This is a genomic window from Mesorhizobium sp. B2-4-13 (genome assembly GCF_006658535.1).
In the GTDB taxonomy this organism is placed as follows: Bacteria; Pseudomonadota; Alphaproteobacteria; order Rhizobiales; family Rhizobiaceae; genus Mesorhizobium; species Mesorhizobium australicum.
On record NZ_VFVB01000002.1, the window covers coordinates 658211 to 675866 of the forward strand.

Here is a 17656-nt window from a genome sequence, read left to right on the forward strand (position 1 = left end):
ACGAGCCTTGCGCCAGTTCGATGAACCGGTAGGGCGGACGCGGCCATGAGCACCGTCAGCGCGGCGTTCCGGCTCGTACGGGCCGGTTGGGTGCTGGTGCGCGAGGGCGTCGTTGCCGCCTTGCCCGGCGAGGAACTATCCGGCCTGCCGAAATTCGGCTGGCGGCTGGCGCGGCTGTTCACCCGCCGTCGCGCGCTCGCCTATGAGCGCAGCGATCGGCTGGCCAAGGCGGTGGTCCGGCTCGGCCCATCCTACGTCAAGCTTGGCCAGTTCCTGGCAACGCGGCCCGATGTCGTCGGCAACGACATGGCGCTCGATCTCGCAATGCTGCAGGACAAGATGCACACCTTCCCGACAGCGGAAGCGGTGGCCGCCATCGAAGCCTCGCTCGGGCGCAGGCTCGGCGATCTTTACAAGCAGTTCGGCGACCCGGTCGCCGCGGCTTCCATCGCTCAGGTCCATGCCGCTGAAACCGTCGATGGTGGCGTCGCCAGGAAGGTAGCGGTCAAGGTCATCCGGCCGGGCGTGCGCCGCCGCTTCTTCCAGGACCTCGAAAGCTATTTCCTCGCCGCCCGCTTGCAGGAGAAATACATACCGTCGTCGCGCCGGCTGAGGCCGGTCGAGGTGACCGAGACGCTGGCGCAGACCACCAGGATCGAGATGGACCTGCGCCTCGAGGCGGCCGCGCTCTCGGAACTTGGCCAAAGCACCAGGGAAGACCCTGGCTTTCGCGTCCCTTCGGTGGACTGGGAACGCACCGGCCGCGACGTGCTGACCATGGAATGGGTCGACGGCGTCAAGATGAACGACATCGCCGGCCTGCAAAGCGCCGGCCATGACCTGAAGGCAATCGCCACCAACCTCATCCAGTCTTTCCTGCGCCATACGCTGCGCGACGGCTTCTTCCACGCCGACATGCATCCGGGCAATCTGTTCGTCGAGGCGAACGGCACCATCGTTGCCGTCGATCTCGGCATTGCCGGACGCCTTGGCAAGAAGGAGCGCCGCTTCCTGGCGGAAATCCTCTACGGCTTCATCACACGCGACTATCTGCGCGTCGCCGAAGTCCATTTCGAGGCCGGCTATGTGCCGCGCCAGCACAATGTCTCTGCCTTCGCGCAGGCGATCCGCGCCATCGGCGAGCCGATCCACGGCCAACCCGCCGAAACTATTTCGATGGCTAAGCTTCTGACGCTGCTGTTCGAGGTGACCGAACTCTTCGACATGGCGACAAGGCCGGAACTGATCCTGCTGCAGAAGACCATGGTGGTTGTCGAGGGCGTGGCGCGCACGCTCGATCCGGCTTTCAACATGTGGAAGACCGCCGAACCGGTGGTCGGCGGCTGGATAGCCGGGAACCTCGGGCCGCGCGGCCTGCTGGCCGACGCGCGCGACGGCGGCAAGGCGATGCTGGCGCTGATCCGCCAGGCGCCGGAACTCGCGGCCCGTACGGAACGGCTGTCGCGAGAGATCGACCTGATGGCCGAGCACGGCCTGCGCTTCGATGAGGCGACTGCCCGCGCTATAGGCAAGGCCGAAGCGCGCTACAGCCGTTCCGGCCGTGTCGCATTATGGGTGATCGCGCTGACGCTGGTCTACATTGCCTGGAAGCTTCATTAGGCCTGTGTTCGCGGCAAGCCAGCTGCTTGCGGCAATTTGATTGCATTGCTATCATCGCCATCAAGTAAGATGAGTAGAGTGCAATCACATGGCCAGCATCACGATCCGCAACCTGGACGATGAGGTCAAGGAGTTGCTGCGCCGTCTGGCGGCGGAAAACGATCGCTCCATGGAAGAACAGGCGCGGGTGATGATCCGGGCCGCCGTCGACGGCCAGGTCGGCCCTGTTGGCCGTCTCGACCAGATCGAGAAAGCCCTTCACGAACTGGCCACTTCGCAAGGCACCCCGAGCCCGGCGTCGGCACTAGCAGGCAAGAGCTTGCCGCGAGGCACGCTTTCCAACAAGCGCATCCTGCTTATCATCGGCGGCGGCATCGCCGCTTACAAGGCGCTCGACCTCATCCGTCGGCTGCGCGAGCGCGGCGCGGCGGTGCGCGTCGTCATGACATCGGCGGCGCAGGAGTTCGTCACCACGCTGTCGGTCGGTGCGCTCTCCGCCGACCATGTCTTCACCGACCTGTTCGACCGCAATGACGAGCACGATGTCGGCCACATCAGGCTGTCGCGCGAGGCGGACCTCCTGGTGGTGGCGCCCGCCACTGCCGACCTGATGGCCAAGCTCGCCAATGGCCATGCCAGCGATCTGGCCTCGACCGTGCTCATCGCCACCGACAAGCCGGTGCTGATGGCCCCGGCGATGAACCCCAGGATGTGGTCGCATCCCGCCACCCGCCGCAACCGCGCGAGCTTGGGCAAGGACGGCATCACCTTCGTCGGCCCTGCCAAGGGTGAGATGGCTGAGAGCAATGAGGCCGGCGAAGGCCGCATGGCCGAACCGCTTGAGATCGTCGCCGCGGTCGAGGCGCTGCTCGATGCCGGCCCCAGGCCACTGGCGGGGCGCAAGATCATCGTCACGTCGGGCCCGACGCACGAGCCAATCGACCCGGTGCGCTATATCGCGAACCGCTCGTCCGGCAAGCAGGGCCACGCCATCGCCGCGGCATTGGCAAGGCTCGGCGCCGATGTGCGCCTCGTCTCCGGTCCCGTCACCATCGCCGATCCGGCCGGAGTGAAGACCCTCCATGTCGAACGGGCGCAGGAGATGCGCGACGCGGTGGAACAGCTTCTGCCCGCCGACGCCGCGGTGTTCGTCGCCGCCGTTGCCGACTGGCGCACCGAGAATTCAGCCGGTGAGAAGATCAAGAAGGTCGCGGGCGAAGGCCCGCCGGTGCTGCGCATGGTCGAAAACCCCGACATCCTGGCGGGTGTCGGCCATCACAAGCAACGACCAGGCCTGGTCGTCGGCTTTGCCGCCGAGACGCAGGATCTCTTGCGCAACGCCGAGGCCAAGCTCACGAAGAAAGGGGCCGATCTCATCGTCGCCAACGATGTGTCCCACCAAAGCGGCATCGGTCCTTCAGGCGTGATGGGCGGTGATCGCAACCGGGTGCGGGTCGTGTCGAAAGCCGGCGTCGAGGAATGGCCTGAAATGACCAAGGACGAGGTAGCGGCACGGCTTGCCGCGCTCATCGCCGAGCGATTGAAAACCATCATCGTCTGACAAGTGTCGGCGGAAGCGTTTGCCGCCAACACCCTGTCGCTTGCGGTGAGCCAAGCCGTCAGTTGGCCAAAAGCTCCGCCGTGCGGGCAAGTGCACCGCCGAAGCCATTGAGCGGAATGGAAAAGCTTACGACTTGCCCCGTATCGGCCGCGAACGCATCGATCTTGAGTGTGGTGCCGTTCTTGAGCAGCGGCGTGACATTGGCATCGAACGCCACCGGCACCAGGCAGCCGACCACCTGGCAGGTGCTGAACGGCAGGCTGCCGTCGAGCTTCTGATCGTCGATGGTCAGCGCGACACCCTTGGCAAGCGCCAGACCGAAAGGCAGGGCAAGCGTTCCGGTCGCATCCTCGCCGGTCTTGCTCGACAGCTCGATCGCCAAAAGCCGTTGGTTGCTTTGCTTGTTGAACTGCTGGTGCGACAGGCTGCAGACCTTGTTCGTGCCCGATATCTGGCAATTGACCGTCCAGTCGCCATGGGTTTCGGACAAGGCCGAAGCACCACCCGGCAGTTGCGGCACGTCAGCTGCGGCGGGCGGCGTTGCCGCCACCTTGTCGCCCTTGGTTTGCGCCGCCATGGCCGGCAGGCCTGCGATGCAGGTAGCACCCAGCACTGCTGCGAAATACGCGTATTTCCTCATCAAGATCTCTCCCGCCCGGCTCCGCCTCGAGCCAGCCTAGAAACTGACCTTGAGAGACGCGCTGACTGCATTCTGTTTGACCGTTTCCCCGAAGGCGCCATTATATCTGACGGACATGACGACGCCATCGACGCAATTCAGCTCGAGGCCGGCGCCGACCCGATAGAGCGGCGAATCGATCGCCTCCGTCAAGTGCAATGCGGGGGGTGCCAGCAGATTCTCCGCCGCGCCGAAGCGGCCTTCGATCTCCCACTCCTTGGTGGAAAAAAGTTGAAACCTGCAACCGACCCTTCTTCCTTGCCGGAAACACGCAGCCAGCGCGGGTGGCAGCCCTTGAGCGGGCGCGGTTCGTGTGAGGGTGATCGGCATTCTCGCATGGCATCGTCGGGCAAAAGCCCTATATATCTGGTGTGATGAGATTTTTTTGCAGGAATAGATGGATGTGTGCGCGTCGTTCATCGATGATATCAACCTTGGTGGTGCTGGCTGGAGCGGTTTGCGCCGGCTTTGCGATGCCCGCTTCCGCGCAGGTGCTCAATCCCACGGTCAGAAACAACACAGTCATCCAGCAGAACGATCTGCAGGCGTTGCAAAACCGGGTTCAGCGGCAGCAGTTTCAGCAGCAGCAACAGCAGTATCGTGCCCAGGATCGCATCATCGTCCAGCAACCGCCGCCGGTCGTGCCGCAGGTTAGGCCGAGCTGCCAGACGCAGATAATCGGCAACACCGCCGTGAGCACCTGCCGCTGACGAACGGCAGCTTCTTTTATTTAGCCGACTTACATGATAGGGCACTTCGGGTGCCCCTGCGGCAGTTTGGATTTTGCAAAGGCGTCGCAGCACGCTAAGGGGCATTGCAGCGACTGGATTATCGAGATGGCAGCCACCAAGAAAAAGACCGTACGCCAAGCCAAGAAAGGCGAAAGGATCCGCCAGGTGGCGGCGATCCCCTTCCGGCTGAATGCGCATGGCGGCATCGAGGTGATGCTGGTCACATCGAGAACCACGAGACGCTTCATCGTGCCCAAGGGATGGCCGATGAAAGGCAAGAGCGGGCGCAAGGCAGCCACCATCGAGGCACTGGAGGAAGCCGGCGTGCTCGGCAAGACGCTGAAGCAGCCGGCGGGCACCTATTCCTACTGGAAACGTTTGGCCAACCGCTTTGTCCGCGTCGACGTCGTCGTGTTTCTGCTGGAAGTGACGGAAGAGCTTGCCGATTGGCAGGAAGCCAAGCGGCGGCAGCGGGCCTGGCTGGCGCCGGCCGACGCCGCGATGCTCATCGATGAGCCCGATCTCTCGACGCTGGTGAACACCTTGAAGTTTCCCGGACCCGCGCCGCTCGAGCAGGCATAAGCCTCAATTGTCCGCGCCCTCATCTTCAGGAAGCGGCCGTGCCGGCGGGCCGCTATAGGCCCACAGCCATTCGCGCGGCAGCGGCCCCTTGTTGCGCTCGGACTGCTGAGATTGCTCCCAGGCATGCGCCAGGATGCCGACGGAACGCGACAGCACGAAGAGTCCGCGCGTCAGCGGCGGCGGAAAGCCGAGTTCGCCATAGATGACGGCGGTGGCGCCATCGATGTTGAGCGGGATTTTTTTGCCCTTGCGCCGCGCGACGTCGGCCTCGATCGCCTCGGCAATGTCGGCAAAGCGGCCGTTGACCACGCCACGCGCGGCAAAATCTCTGACCAGTTCCAGCAGGCGCGGCGCGCGCGGATCGACAGGATGGAAGCGATGGCCAAGCCCCGGCACATAGCCCTTCTCCTGCCCGAAGAACCGGTCGAGACGTGTCGAAACCGCTTCATTGAGGCCCATGCCGCCATCAAGCGCCACGGCAATATCGCCATAGAAGGAAAGCGCCTGCTCGCCGGCGCCACCATGCACGTCGCCCAGCACGTTGATGGCCGAGGCCATGGCGCTGTTGATGCCGACGCCACAGGTGGCCGCCATGCGGGCGATGGCGATCGACGGCGCCTGCGGCCCGTGGTCGACGGCCGCCCCCAAGGCAATGCCGAGCAGTGCCGCCTCGTCTTCGCTGGGCAATTCGCCACGCAGCATCAGCCAGATGACAGCCGGGAAGCTGACGCGGCCGATCAGGTCCTGGATCTCGTAGCCGCGCAGCCGGATCACACCGGGGCTCATCTCGATGATGCCGGTCTGCCACCATTCCTCGCCGCGCGCGCGGCCTGTTTTCTTCTCCACGCCGCTCATGTCAGGGCCTTTGCCTTGGCGCGCGGCGGCAGGCCGGCGAACACCTCGTCCATGTGCTCGCCCAGCACAGGCGGCGGCCGCGTCGGCAACGGTGCCGTACCGTCTACCATGAACCCGCCGCGCAGGACGGTCAGCGGCCCATCCATGCCAGCCACATCCTCGAAGCGAGCCGTCACCTGGCGTTCGAGCACTTGTGGTTCGGTCAGCACTTGCGGGATCGTCAGTACCCGGCCCGCCGGCACGCCGGCTCGGTTGAGCGTCTCTTCCCAAATTGCCGCCGGATCGCTTGCCAGAGCATCCTCGATCTCGACCTTGAGCGCGGCACGGTTCTGCTTGCGGGTCTCGCGCTCGGCAAAGCGCGGGTCCGACGCCAGTTCCGGCCGTCCGATCAGCCGGCACAGCGTCACGAACTGCTCCTGCTTGTTGGCGGCGATGTTGATGAGCCCGTCGCCGGTGCGGAAGGCGCCGGAGGGAGCCGCCGTCATGTTCTCATTGCCCATCGGCTTGGGATCGACCCCTGCCGTCAGGTAATTGGAAACAGGCCAGCCAAGCGCGGAAAGCGTGCATTCGAGCATCGACACGTCGAGGAACGCGCCCTCGCCCGATGTCTTCTGCCTGACCAGCGCCGCGGCGATCGAGAACGCGCCGACCAAGCCTCCCAGCGTATCGGCGACGGGATAGCCGACGCGCAGCGGCGCGGTTTCCGGCGTGCCGGTTATGCTCATGATCCCGGAAAGACCCTGGATGATCTGGTCATAGGCCGGGTTGTCGCGCATCGGCCCGCTCTGCCCGAAACCCGATATCGCGCAATAGACGAGGCCTGGGCGGACCACCCTCAGCATCTCGTAGTCAAGCCCGAGGCGTTTCATCACGCCGGGCCGAAAATTCTCCACCAGCGCATCGGCGCTGGCGACCAAGTCGAGGAAGCGCCCGCGATCCGTGTCCTTCTTGAGGTCGAGCATGACCGATCGTTTGCCGGCGTTCTGAGCCAGGAAGGATGCGCCCATGCCGGCATTGTTGAGCTTTGGAGAGCCGCCGAGCTGGCGCGCCAGATCGCCGCCTTGCGGCCCCTCGACCTTGATCACGTCGGCTCCCAGCAAGGCCAGCTGATAGGCACAGTACGGCCCGGCGAGCACATTGGTCAGGTCGAGGACGCGGATACCGGAAAGCAGGTCTGTCATATCTTTTCAGATCGCTCAGGCATCGCCCGGCACATGTTCGGGACCGCGCCGCCGCCGGTTTTCGATGAAGGCCCAGACATGCGGCCCGACCAGGCCGATGAAGGCGAGCGTCAGCAGGGTCAGCGACAACGGATGCTTGTAGAACACCGACCAGTCGCCGTTCGAGATGGTCATCGCCCGGCGGAACTGGGTTTCGGCAAGCGGTCCCAGGATCATGCCGATGATGACGGGCGCGGTCGGAAAATCGAACCGCCGCATCAGGAAGCCCGCGGCGCCCAGGAGATAGAGGATGACGAGATCGATCGGCGACTGCGAGATGCCATAGGTGCCGACAGTGGCGAACACCAGGATCCCCGCATAAAGCTGCGGCGCCGGGATCTTCAGCAGCCGCACCCACAGGCCGATCAGCGGCAGGTTGAGGATGACCAGGATGACATTGGCGATGAACAGGCTGGCGATCAGGCCCCAGACAAGGTCGGCTTGTGTCGTCAGGAGCAACGGCCCCGGATTGATGCCGTAGCTCTGGAAGGCCGAGAGCATGATCGCCGCCGTCGCCGAGGTCGGCAGCCCAAGCGTCAGCATCGGCACCAGCACGCCGGCGGCGGACGCGTTGTTGGCGGCTTCCGGCCCTGCAACGCCTTCGATGGCGCCGACCGTACCGAACTCCTGCTTGTGCTTCGACAGTTTCTTTTCGATGGCATAGGACAGGAAGGTCGGGATCTCGGCGCCGCCGGCCGGCATGGCGCCGATCGGAAAGCCGATCGCCGCTCCCCGCAGCCAGGCCTTCCACGAACGCCCCCATTCGGCCGCCGTCATGTAGAGCGAGCCTTTCAGCGGCACGATCTCGTCTTTGCCGGCATAGCGGCGCGACGCCATGTAGAGCGTCTCGCCAACCGCGAACAGGCCGACGGCGGCGATGATGACGTCGACGCCGTCGAGCAACTCGGTCATGCCGAAGGTGAAGCGCGGCTGGCCCGTCTGCAGATCGACGCCGATCATCCCGATTACAAAGCCGGCAAACAGGCTGGTCAAGCCTCGCACCGACGACGACCCAAGCACCGCCGAAACAGTGATGAATGCCAGCACCATCAGCGAGAAATACTCCGCCGGGCCGAAGGCCAGCGCGAACTTGACCACGACCGGGGCCAGGAAGGCGACGCCCAGCGTGCCGAGTGTGCCAGCGACAAAAGAGCCGATCGCCGAGGTGGCGAGTGCTGCGCCGCCGCGGCCGGAGCGGGCCATCTTATTGCCTTCCAGCGCCGTCACGATGGTTGCGCTCTCGCCCGGCGTGTTGAGCAGGATCGAGGTCGTCGAGCCGCCATACATGGCGCCGTAATAGATGCCGGCGAACAGGATGAAGGACGCCTCCGGCGCCACCTGATAGGTGATCGGCAAGAGCAGCGCGATGGTCAGTGCTGGCCCAAGGCCAGGCAGCACGCCGATGGCGGTGCCAAGCGTCGTGCCGAGTAGGCACCACAAAAGATTGGTCGGGCTGAAAGCGACCGCGAAACCGTGTGCGAGATGGCCGAGCGTATCCATGGCGTCAGCCTCCCAGCGTGCTGGTGAACGCGTCGATCACCATGTTCAGCTGGTTCTCGACGAAACCAGCGCCGATGTTGACGCCGAGCGCCTTGGCAAAGCCGAAATAAGCAGCCAGCGCCAGCACCAGGCCGGTGAGCACATCGCGCAGCGTATGCCTGCTGCCGAAGCCGTAGCAGACGAGAACGAACATGATGACCGACGCGGCGGTGAAACCGAGCGGCTGGATGAGCACAAGATTGGCCAGCAGACCGATAACGACGAAGCCCATCGCCTTCCAGTCGGTCGGCGTTTCCTTTTCCTCCTCCGGCTGCCAGCCGCCGCGAAGCGCGGCGAGGATGAGCAGCAGGGAAAGCACAACCAGGCCGACCATGGTCAGATAGGGAAAGACGGTCGGACCAACCTTGGAATAGAGCGGCGAGACCGGGATCGCCAGCGTCTGCCAGGCGACGGCCCCGGCGCAGGCCAGGAGGCCGACGCCGATCAACAATTCCGGTACGGCAAGTCGCGGCGGCACTGCCTGCTGGTCGGTGGTGCTCATGAATGTCCTCCCCGTATGGATGGCTACGATCTGGTGGCCAAAACAGCCGCCTCCAGCAGCCGGCTTCGTCGTACCTTCACGCTGCATGGCCGCATGCGATCGATGCGTCGAGAAAAGGAGGAGGCGGCACGAGCCGCCCCCTTGGGGAAATCAGGCGAGACCGAGATCCTTGAGGATGGCCTCGATGCGAGCCGAATCCTCAGTGACGAATTTCGCATAGTCGTCGCCGGTGAGCAGGATGGACGTCCAGTTGCGGTTCTTGCATTCGGTCGCCCATGCATCGCTCTTGGCCATGGCTTCGACCAGCGTGATCATGGCCGCCTTGTCGGCGTCGGAAATGCCGGGCGGCGCGAAGACGCCGCGCCAGTTGAACAGTTCCACATCGATACCGGCTTCCTTGAGCGTCGGCGCGTCGATGCCGTCCTGGCGCTTGTCGGCCGAAATGGCGAGCAGCCTGAGCGCACCCGCCTTGACTTGCTCGGAGAACTCGCCGAAGCCGGAAATGCCGGCCGCCACCTGGTTGCCGAGCAATGCCGACAGAGCTTCGCCGCCGCCCGCGAACGGTACATAGGAGAGGCTGGGAGCCGGAACGCCGACCGTCTTGGCGATCAGGCCGAACAGGATGTGGTCGGACCCACCGGCCGAGCCGCCCGCGACAGGAACCTTCGTCGGATCGGCCTTGAGTGCCGCGACGAAATCGGCGGCCGTCTTGAACGGCGAGTCCGCCGGCACCACCAGCGCCTCGAACTCCCCGGTGAGACGGGCGATGGGCGTGACTTGGGTCAGGTTGTTGGCCGCCTTGTTGGCGATGATGGCGCCCACCATGACCATGCCCGCGACCATGAGCGCATTGCCTTTGCCGCTCCACTGATTGATGAACTGCGGCAGCCCTACCGTTCCGCCGGCACCACCGACATTGGTGATCTGCGAGCCGGAGATGAGCTTCTCGCCGCGCAGCACCTGATCCATCGTGCGCGCCGTCTGGTCCCAGCCGCCGCCGGGCGCCGCCGGCACGAAGATCTGGACTTGAGGCGCACCTTCGGCGAAGGCGGGTGAGAAATGCGATGCCACCAGCCCGGCCGCGCCAGCCGCCGCCGTACTCATCAAAAATCTGCGTCTGTTCAGCATGGGATTCCTCCAGATCACGACACCTCCTCCGGTGCCTGCCAAAACGCGCCTGTTCACAGACCCGTGATCAAGTTCAAGCAGATTTTACCTTGTTCCGTCAACAGGAACGACATTCTGCTGGACAGAACGGTCCGGTGGCGCGACAGAGTGGTTCCGCTCGGGCTTCACCGAATTGGGAACCGCAATGGACTTACCAGGCAACTCGGCTGATGCGGAAATCCGGCGCACCTCCGTCGAAGGTGTTGCGGCACTCGACCGGGCGATCGCCATCCTCGACGCCTTCAGCACGGCCGACCGCTCGCTAAGTCTTGCTGAAATCGCGATGCGCACCGGTCTTTACAAAAGCACGATCCTGCGGCTCGCCAATTCGCTGTTGCGCGGGCAACTGCTCGAGCGCCTGGACGATGGGCGCTATCGCGTCGGACCCGCCGCCTTTCGGCTGGGCGCGCTTTACCAGCGTTCGGTGGTGGCGGTGGACATCCTGTTGCCGATCATGCGCGATCTCTCCGAACGAAGTTGGGAGAGTGTTGCCTTCTACGTCCGCTCGGGAGACGTGCGCACCTGTCTTTACCGGGTCGAATCCAAGCATCCGATCCGCTACACGATACGCGAAGGCGACGTATTGCCTCTGCTGGCCGGCTCGGGCGGGCGCGTGCTGGCGGCCTTTTCGGGACAGCAGGGAGAACCCTATGAAACCATTCGCAAAACGTGCAATTGTCTCGCTGTGGGTGACCGCGACCCCGAAACGGCAGGCGTCTCGGCGCCGGTTTTCGGGCCGGGGCACGTGCTGCTTGGCGCTTTGACGCTGGCTGGTCCAAGCACACGCGTCGACACTGCCTTTCTTGAGCGCATGAAGCGCCCGCTGCTCGAGGCGGCGGCCCGCGCCACTCGCGCCTTCGGCGAGGATGCCTCCATGCTGGAGCAGGCGAGCCTCGCGACGGAGGCTTTGCCCTAGCTCTCGCCGTTATGGCGTCGGAAAGGCCCCCAACTTCCGTTCGCCGCCCATGTAGGGAAGCTGCGCCCCAAGGCCGGCTGCGGCAGGTCAAGGTGTGCAGCGGTTTTCCGTCCGGATTGCGCGTTTGTAGCGCATGGCCGGTTGATTGTCGGCGTCCTCGCCTCGCCTGACACCGCTCAGGGCAGCCGCTCCAGCAGGATCGTCGGCGCATCATGATAGAGGGTCTGCGTCAACTCGGTATAGCCGCACTTCCTGGCGACGTTCAGCGAAGCCGTATTTTCAGGATCGATGATGCAGACGGTTCTGGCACCTCCGAACGTCTCGTCGCCCCAGCCATGCAAGCGGCTGACGATCTCCGTGGCAAGGCCGGCGCCGTGCGCGGCCGGTGCGAGCGCCCACCCCGCCTCGGGGATGCCTTCGATCGACGGCTCCATGTCGCGCTTCAGATCGTGGAACCCGGCCTCACCGATGAAACGGCCGGTCGCTTTCTCCTCGATGGCCCAGAAGCCGTAGCCAAGCAGCGACCACAGGCCGGCATGGCGCAGGAAGCGCATCCAGCTTTCCTCACGCGTGTGCGGCTTGCCGCCGATGAAACGGGTGACGACGGGGTCGGCCCACATGGCGGTATAGGCGTCGAAATCCTTCAGTTGGTGCGCCCTTAGAATGGTTCGCTGGGTCTCGATGACCGGAACACCGTGCGGATTTTTCATGACGATATGCCTCGCTGATCTTCAGCGCTTAGCAAATCGCTGGTGCGGGGCAAGGGCCAGGGGGATACGCGCCATCATCCAGGGAAGGCCTAGTAATCGAAGCAGAACTTCAGCCTGCCAGACCATATTCATGTAGACACCACCACGCTGCAATTCATCCAGCATCTGGTCGAGCCGCTTTCACCTGGTATCCGGGTGCTTGGCGCGGCCGATCCAGCCGAGATAGTCGTTCTTCTGATAGTCCGGCCGAGCCTGATCCCGGTGTTCGCGGCGGCGATGGCGCGCGGCTACGGCGCCTGATCTTCGGCGGCGACAGTTTCAAGCGGGGCGATCGGCACCAGGGGCGCCGGAATGCTGGTCGTCTTCACCTCTGCCTTGCAAATATCGGCGATGACGCAGGCCGGGCAATCCGGCTTGCGCGCCTTGCAGACATAGCGTCCGTGCAGGATCAGCCAGTGATGCGCATGGCGCATATATTCGTCCGGGATGATCTTCAACAACCCCTGCTCTACCTGTTCCGGCGTCTTGCCGGGCGCCAGGCCAAGCCGGTTGCCGATGCGCAAGATATGCGTGTCGACCGCCATCGTATGCTGGCCGAAGGCCATGTTGAGCACGACATTGGCGGTCTTGCGCCCGACACCGGGCAACTTGACCAGTTCATCGCGGTCATCCGGCACCTCGCCGCCATGGTCGCGGATCAGCGCCTGCGATAGGGCGATGACGTTCTTGGCCTTGTTGCGCCAGAGACCGATGGTCCTGATATGGTCGCCGACCTTGGTTTCACCGAGCGCCAGCATCTTTTGCGGCGTGTCCGCAACCTTGAACAGAGCCCGCGTTGCCTTGTTGACACCGGCATCGGTCGCTTGCGCCGAAAGCACCACCGCCACCAGCAGCGTGAAGGCATTGACGTGTTCGAGTTCGCCCCTCGGCTCCGGCCGCTGCACCGAAAAACGCCGGAAAATCTCATGCACTTCAGCCGGGCTGTAGCGGGACGAGCGCCCCACCGGCCGAGGGCGCGGCTTGGTGTTGGAGCCATCGCGCCGTCCGGCCGGCAGCTCTTTTTCGGGCATGGAAGACTCATTGGACTTGGGACGCGCCATTTCCCTCCTATAATAGTCTGTCATGAGTGACACAAACGCCTCGTTTCAGGCTGACGAGCCCTTCTTTCATGCATTGCTGACCCCGCACCGGTCGCTGGGCAGGACGGGCTTCCTGATCCTGATGGGCGCACTGATGTTCGGCTGGCTGGTGACGGGTGCGTTTTTCCTGTCGCGCGGTGCCTGGCCGGTGTTCGGCTTCTTCGGCCTCGACGTGGTGGCCGTCTACATCGCCTTCCGAGTCAATTATCGGGCTGCACGCGCCCGCGAGGAAGTGTCGGTCTCGCGCACCAGCCTCGACATTCGCAAGACGGCCGCCTCGGGAAAGTCGGAAGCGCATCGCTTCAATCCGTTCTGGGTACGGTTTTCGATCGCCCGGCACGCCGAGATCGGCATCACCAGAATGACCGTGGAAGCACAAGGCCAGAACGTGCCGATCGGCGGCTTCCTCGACCCCGATTCGCGCGAGAGCTTCGCCACCGCCTTCTCGCGCGCGCTGGCGACCGCCAAGGCGCGCTAAAAGCAATTCCAGGAAAAGTGACCCGACCTTCCGCCTGGAATTGCGGCTAACACTGTGCTTCAGAAGCGATACCGCAGCAGCCTGCCGATCTTGCGCAGCGCCGGAATATATTTCCAAAGGCGAACGAACAGCTTGGCGGACCAGCCCATTCGGGCAGCGTGCTCGGGCTTGTAGGCGGAGATGTCCTCGATGAACCGCAGCTTCGGAACCGCCCGTTCCAGTTCGTGCGGGTCGTCGATCGCCCAATGGACCTTGGCGCCCGTCGCCTTGATCGTCGGATTGAGACGAAGCAGCGTCAGGCCGAAGCGACTATAGGCGTCGAAGACCAGTTCGCCGCCGGCAAGATGCAAGACAAGCCGTGAAAGCAGGCGCAGCCCTTCGTCGGCGGGGAGATAGGGCGTCAACCCCTCCGCCACCACGATAGCCAGGCGGTGGCGGGGCACGCCGGCCAACAACCCGGGCTCGGTCACCGATGAAGCGATGAGGTGGTAATGATCGCGCGTGGGGTAAAGCTTGCGCCTGAGTTCGATCACTTCGGGATAGTCGACATCGAACCAGTCCACCCCTGGTGGGGGATCGACCCGGAAGAAGCGCGTATCGAGCCCGCAACCCAGATGCAGCACGATGGCTTCAGGATTTCTGGCCAGGAAATCCTCGACACGGACGTCCAATGTCTTGGCCCGAATCGCCAGGCCGATGCCGAGATTTTCGTCGACCTTCAGCCTGGAGAAATCATAGTCGATCTTGCGCACTGCCGTGTCCGCGAAATGATCCCCAAGCAGCGAATCCGGCATCCGGCTCTCCAGCGCCTTGCCGTAGAGCGTCATGAGCAAGGTCTCTTTTGCCCCTGTCAGATGGACTTTTTCGCCAGCCATCAGCGGCTCCCTGGCTCGAATCCCGAGTCTATCTGGGCAAGTGCTGCAAGAAGGCAAGTTTCGGGTGGCGATCGGCGCCCCGAGGGGCGATATTCCAGCCCAAGGAGACAGTCCATGAGCACACACACGGCAGTCCTCAAGAAGGACATCACGCCCGAGGGCAGCGACTACGAAATCGTACGCCGCGCCATCGAAAAGATTAGTCTCGACTATCGCGACCAGCCATCGCTGGAAGATCTGGCCGAGGAGGTCGGCGAGACGCCGACCGGCTTGCAAAAACTCTTCACCCGCTGGGCCGGCCTGTCGCCCAAGGCCTTCCTGCAGGCGGTGACGCTGGACCATGCGCGCAGGCTGCTCGATTCCGGCATGCCTCTGCTCGAAACCTCCTTCGAACTGGGCATGTCCGGCCCCGGCCGGCTGCACGACCTGTTCGTCACCCATGAGGCGATGTCACCGGGCGACTACAAGACGCGCGGCGCTGGCCTCACCATCCGCTACGGCTATCACACCTCCCCGTTCGGCACTGCCTTGATCATGGCCACCGACCGCGGGCTTGCCGGCCTCGCCTTCTGCGACGCGGGCGAGGAACGCACCGCTTTTGCCGACATGTCCGGCCGCTGGCCGAACGCGCTCTATATCGAGGACAGGGAAGCGACAGGACCCTATGCCGCGCGCATCTTCGAGCCGACGCTGTGGCGCGCCGATCAGCCGCTTCATGTCGTCATGATCGGGACCGACTTCCAGGTCCGCGTCTGGGAGGCGCTGCTCCAGATTCCGATGGGCAAGGCCCGTACCTATTCCTCGATCGCGGCCAGCATCGGTACCCCGAGCGCCAGCCGCGCGGTCGGCGCCGCCAACGGCGCCAACCCGCTCTCCTTCGTGGTGCCTTGCCACCGCGCCATCGGCAAATCAGGCGATCTCACCGGCTATCATTGGGGCCTGACCCGCAAGCGCGCCATCCTCGGCTGGGAGGCGGGGCAGATTTCGTCGTGAAATGTCGATTTTTGCTTTCTGCCACAGAAAAATACGAGTATTTGGAAATACGCAGTATTATTGCGCTTGATTTTTGAACTTCTGGATACAACCGTGGACAACCGCCGGTTCCTTCACGAACGTTATTTCGATATCTTATTTAAGTTTACGCTAAATTAACCACGATAAAGCGATGATGATCCATATTAATTCGGGCAATCCGACTTAATAGGAGGATCTCGATGAAGTTGTTCCGCACCGTGTTTGGTGCAGCCTTGCTGGTCACTTGCCTGGACCACGCGGCGATGGCCACAACGCAGAATGTCATCTTCAATGGCACGGTCACCGCGACCTGTACGCTTGTTGTCGGCACCAACGGCACGATGACGGTGAGCGCCGACCTTCAGTCGCTGAGCTCCCACAACAGCGGCGGTTTGGCTGGAACAGTCACGCTCACCACCACCGGGGGTGTTTCGTTTAGCGTCGATCCGGTGACCCTCACCACCGTGCCCGCCGCTGACAGCACCGCCACCACCTGGACACCGACCTATTCGGCCAGCGGCGCCCACACGACCGCTGAAACGGGGGCCACCACCGCCCTCACTGTCCCCGGCGCCGACCTTGTCTCGGTCCATCTCGCTGGCACCAAGGGCGGCAGCAACCGCTTCGCCACCGGAAACTATCAGGCAACGGTAACACTGCGCTGCGAATAGCCGTCGCGAAGGAGGGGTCCTTGAACCATGCACGAATCCTGGCGACGGCGCTGGCCGTCGGCCTGCCGGCCATTGCCGCCAACGCCCAGTCGATGTCGCCGATGCGGGGTGAGGTCAACAGTTTCACTGACGCCTTCGCGGTCCGCGTGTTTCCCGCCAATCCCTACGGCCAGAAGATCAAGGTCGAAATCCACGTCTACGATCAGGATTTTCAGCCAGTGGATGCCAAGATCTCTCCGAGCGCTTTCCAACTGGGCTCGCAGGCTTCCCGTCCTGTCCTTGTGGTCGTGCCCTTCGGCGGCGCTGCCGAGCGTAAAGTGCGTATCTGTACCGAGAGCATCCCCTTTCCCAATCAACAGACGCAGATAAGGGCACAGATATGCGGAAAGTTTTTTGGGCACCGCAAGTCCTGACAGTCGCGTTTGCGGCAATCTGGGCGGGAATCTCACCGGTTTTGGCGGAGGACGTCTACAACCTCAATCAGAATGAGAGCGGCTTCAACCTGCCCGGCGTGACCTTGCCCCAAGGGCAGGATGAGGTCCACGCTTCCGACGGAACCACCTGCCGCTCCGCCGTATCGGGCACCGGTGCCTATCTCGACCTTGGCGTCATCAGAGGCAACAATCAGGCGAACAACGACATCGCCACCTACGGCCGCGTGGTTATTCCGATCGGGCGTACGCCGAAGCGCGTCGATTGCAGCCGCCTCTACGAGCTTGAGGTCGAGCGCCTGCAACTGGAGCTGAAGCTCCTCAAGATGGGCCTCGGCGGTGACGGGCCGACTGCGAGCGTGGCCGCCAGCGCTCCCACGCCCGTGGCCGCGTCATCCGGATGGGCCAACGAAGGCTGGAGCATCAGGACCGGAAGCGGCGATGGCAAGAAAAAGAAGAAGAAATAGCCGCGCGCTGCTCGCGATGGCCGCGCTCGCCGGCTGCTGCCTTCCGGCGCAGGCTGCGATCATCGGCACCTGCACCATCATGGTCGGGGCATCGGGCACGATGACCGCCAATCCGGCCATCAGCATACTGGGCTCCAAGCAGGCAGGCGGATCAAGCGCCAGCGCCACCGTGGTGGCAAGTTCCCTGCTGTGCTCGCTGCTCAACTTGCTGGACTGCTATTCGGTTTCAGCGCCGGCGCCTGCCGCATTCTCTTCCGCGCCGAGCGGCGGCGGCACCAACGTGACCTTCGCCTCGGTCTTCCGCCTCGATGGCTCGGGAGTCGACAATAATGGGGGCGTGCCGCAAAGGGTCGCCAATGGCACCCACGCCATGCAGATCGACCTCACCGCCACCAAGTCGAGCGGTATCTTTCCCGCCGGCAACTATCAGGGCATCGTCACCGTGCGATGCGAGTGAGGCGGCAAATCACGCTGGACCATTCGCGTGGTCTGGCATCGA

General features: G+C 63.8%; 21 protein-coding genes. 11 read left to right on the forward strand and 10 right to left on the reverse strand.

Annotated elements, in window-relative coordinates; translation table 11 throughout:
* Positions 1–45 precede the first annotated feature (45 nt).
* On the forward strand, positions 46–1620 hold the full coding sequence (gene ubiB / locus FJ936_RS07290; RefSeq protein ID WP_140793753.1) for a 2-polyprenylphenol 6-hydroxylase: 1575 nt from the start codon (positions 46–48) through the stop codon (positions 1618–1620).
* 88 nt (positions 1621–1708) lie between these two features.
* Positions 1709–3181 carry a bifunctional phosphopantothenoylcysteine decarboxylase/phosphopantothenate--cysteine ligase CoaBC gene (gene coaBC / locus FJ936_RS07295; protein WP_210241810.1) on the forward strand — a complete coding sequence of 491 codons (1473 nt, stop codon included), beginning with the start codon at positions 1709–1711 and terminating at the stop codon, positions 3179–3181.
* 58 nt (positions 3182–3239) lie between these two features.
* Here coaBC and FJ936_RS07300 read toward each other — a convergent pair whose 3' ends face one another.
* Both FJ936_RS07300 and FJ936_RS07305 read right to left on the reverse strand, forming a co-directional pair.
* Positions 3240–3821, reverse strand: coding sequence for an invasion associated locus B family protein (locus FJ936_RS07300; protein ID WP_140721198.1), 582 nt, complete (start codon positions 3819–3821; stop codon positions 3240–3242).
* A gap of 36 nt (positions 3822–3857) precedes the next feature.
* The gene (locus FJ936_RS07305) at positions 3858–4190 is read right to left on the reverse strand and encodes a hypothetical protein (protein ID WP_140721196.1); all 333 of its coding nucleotides are present in this window, start codon (positions 4188–4190) and stop codon (positions 3858–3860) included.
* A gap of 71 nt (positions 4191–4261) precedes the next feature.
* On the opposite strand from FJ936_RS07305, the gene FJ936_RS07310 reads away from it, so the two are divergent.
* The gene (locus tag FJ936_RS07310) at positions 4262–4570 is read left to right on the forward strand and encodes a hypothetical protein (protein WP_140618839.1); all 309 of its coding nucleotides are present in this window, start codon (positions 4262–4264) and stop codon (positions 4568–4570) included.
* A 126-nt stretch (positions 4571–4696) separates the two neighbouring features.
* A complete protein-coding gene (locus tag FJ936_RS07315) occupies positions 4697–5173 on the forward strand; it encodes an NUDIX hydrolase (RefSeq protein ID WP_140618841.1) in 477 nt (158 codons plus the stop codon).
* A gap of 3 nt (positions 5174–5176) precedes the next feature.
* Here the strand turns inward: FJ936_RS07315 and FJ936_RS07320 are convergent, their stop codons facing one another.
* The 5 genes from FJ936_RS07320 to FJ936_RS07340 all read right to left on the reverse strand — a co-directional run bounded on the left by FJ936_RS07320 (position 5177) and on the right by FJ936_RS07340 (position 10417).
* Positions 5177–6028 carry a citryl-CoA lyase gene (locus FJ936_RS07320; RefSeq protein WP_140618843.1) on the reverse strand — a complete coding sequence of 284 codons (852 nt, stop codon included), beginning with the start codon at positions 6026–6028 and terminating at the stop codon, positions 5177–5179.
* Complete coding sequence (locus tag FJ936_RS07325; RefSeq protein ID WP_140793751.1) at positions 6025–7209, reverse strand: CoA transferase; 1185 nt, start codon at positions 7207–7209, stop codon at positions 6025–6027. The genes FJ936_RS07320 and FJ936_RS07325 overlap by 4 nt, the downstream gene beginning before the upstream one ends.
* Positions 7210–7224: 15 nt before the next feature.
* Positions 7225–8748, reverse strand: coding sequence for a tripartite tricarboxylate transporter permease (locus tag FJ936_RS07330; RefSeq protein WP_015315738.1), 1524 nt, complete (start codon positions 8746–8748; stop codon positions 7225–7227).
* 4 nt (positions 8749–8752) lie between these two features.
* Complete coding sequence (locus FJ936_RS07335; RefSeq protein ID WP_140661722.1) at positions 8753–9289, reverse strand: tripartite tricarboxylate transporter TctB family protein; 537 nt, start codon at positions 9287–9289, stop codon at positions 8753–8755.
* Positions 9290–9439: 150 nt separating this feature from the next.
* Entirely contained in the window at positions 9440–10417 is a 978-nt protein-coding gene (locus tag FJ936_RS07340; protein ID WP_015315736.1) for a tripartite tricarboxylate transporter substrate-binding protein, read from the reverse strand.
* Between the two features lie 184 nt (positions 10418–10601).
* Here FJ936_RS07340 and FJ936_RS07345 point away from each other — a divergent pair, with 184 nt between their 5' ends.
* Entirely contained in the window at positions 10602–11372 is a 771-nt protein-coding gene (locus tag FJ936_RS07345) for an IclR family transcriptional regulator (protein WP_140793749.1), read from the forward strand.
* A 176-nt stretch (positions 11373–11548) separates the two neighbouring features.
* On the opposite strand, the gene FJ936_RS07350 is transcribed toward FJ936_RS07345, so the two are convergent.
* Entirely contained in the window at positions 11549–12082 is a 534-nt protein-coding gene (locus FJ936_RS07350) for a GNAT family N-acetyltransferase (protein WP_140793747.1), read from the reverse strand.
* Positions 12083–12369: 287 nt separating this feature from the next.
* Positions 12370–13182 carry an endonuclease III gene (nth, locus tag FJ936_RS07360; RefSeq protein ID WP_140793745.1) on the reverse strand — a complete coding sequence of 271 codons (813 nt, stop codon included), beginning with the start codon at positions 13180–13182 and terminating at the stop codon, positions 12370–12372.
* 22 nt (positions 13183–13204) lie between these two features.
* Between nth and FJ936_RS07365 the strand changes: the two genes are divergently transcribed.
* On the forward strand, positions 13205–13699 hold the full coding sequence (locus FJ936_RS07365; RefSeq protein ID WP_140793743.1) for a DUF2244 domain-containing protein: 495 nt from the start codon (positions 13205–13207) through the stop codon (positions 13697–13699).
* 59 nt (positions 13700–13758) lie between these two features.
* Here FJ936_RS07365 and FJ936_RS07370 read toward each other — a convergent pair whose 3' ends face one another.
* On the reverse strand, positions 13759–14574 hold the full coding sequence (locus tag FJ936_RS07370) for a class I SAM-dependent methyltransferase (RefSeq protein ID WP_141906307.1): 816 nt from the start codon (positions 14572–14574) through the stop codon (positions 13759–13761).
* A gap of 114 nt (positions 14575–14688) precedes the next feature.
* Between FJ936_RS07370 and FJ936_RS07375 the strand changes: the two genes are divergently transcribed.
* The 5 genes from FJ936_RS07375 to FJ936_RS07395 all read left to right on the forward strand — a co-directional run bounded on the left by FJ936_RS07375 (position 14689) and on the right by FJ936_RS07395 (position 17614).
* Positions 14689–15567, forward strand: coding sequence for a bifunctional helix-turn-helix domain-containing protein/methylated-DNA--[protein]-cysteine S-methyltransferase (locus FJ936_RS07375; protein ID WP_140787923.1), 879 nt, complete (start codon positions 14689–14691; stop codon positions 15565–15567).
* Between the two features lie 221 nt (positions 15568–15788).
* Positions 15789–16259: a hypothetical protein gene (locus tag FJ936_RS07380; RefSeq protein ID WP_141906308.1), complete on the forward strand. Its 471-nt coding sequence runs from the start codon at positions 15789–15791 to the stop codon at positions 16257–16259.
* A 20-nt stretch (positions 16260–16279) separates the two neighbouring features.
* On the forward strand, positions 16280–16672 hold the full coding sequence (locus FJ936_RS07385) for a hypothetical protein (protein WP_140787919.1): 393 nt from the start codon (positions 16280–16282) through the stop codon (positions 16670–16672).
* The gene (locus FJ936_RS07390; protein ID WP_140787917.1) at positions 16639–17157 is read left to right on the forward strand and encodes a hypothetical protein; all 519 of its coding nucleotides are present in this window, start codon (positions 16639–16641) and stop codon (positions 17155–17157) included. The genes FJ936_RS07385 and FJ936_RS07390 overlap by 34 nt, the downstream gene beginning before the upstream one ends.
* Entirely contained in the window at positions 17132–17614 is a 483-nt protein-coding gene (locus FJ936_RS07395) for a hypothetical protein (protein ID WP_140787915.1), read from the forward strand. The genes FJ936_RS07390 and FJ936_RS07395 overlap by 26 nt, the downstream gene beginning before the upstream one ends.
* The last annotated feature ends 42 nt before the right edge of the window (positions 17615–17656 follow it).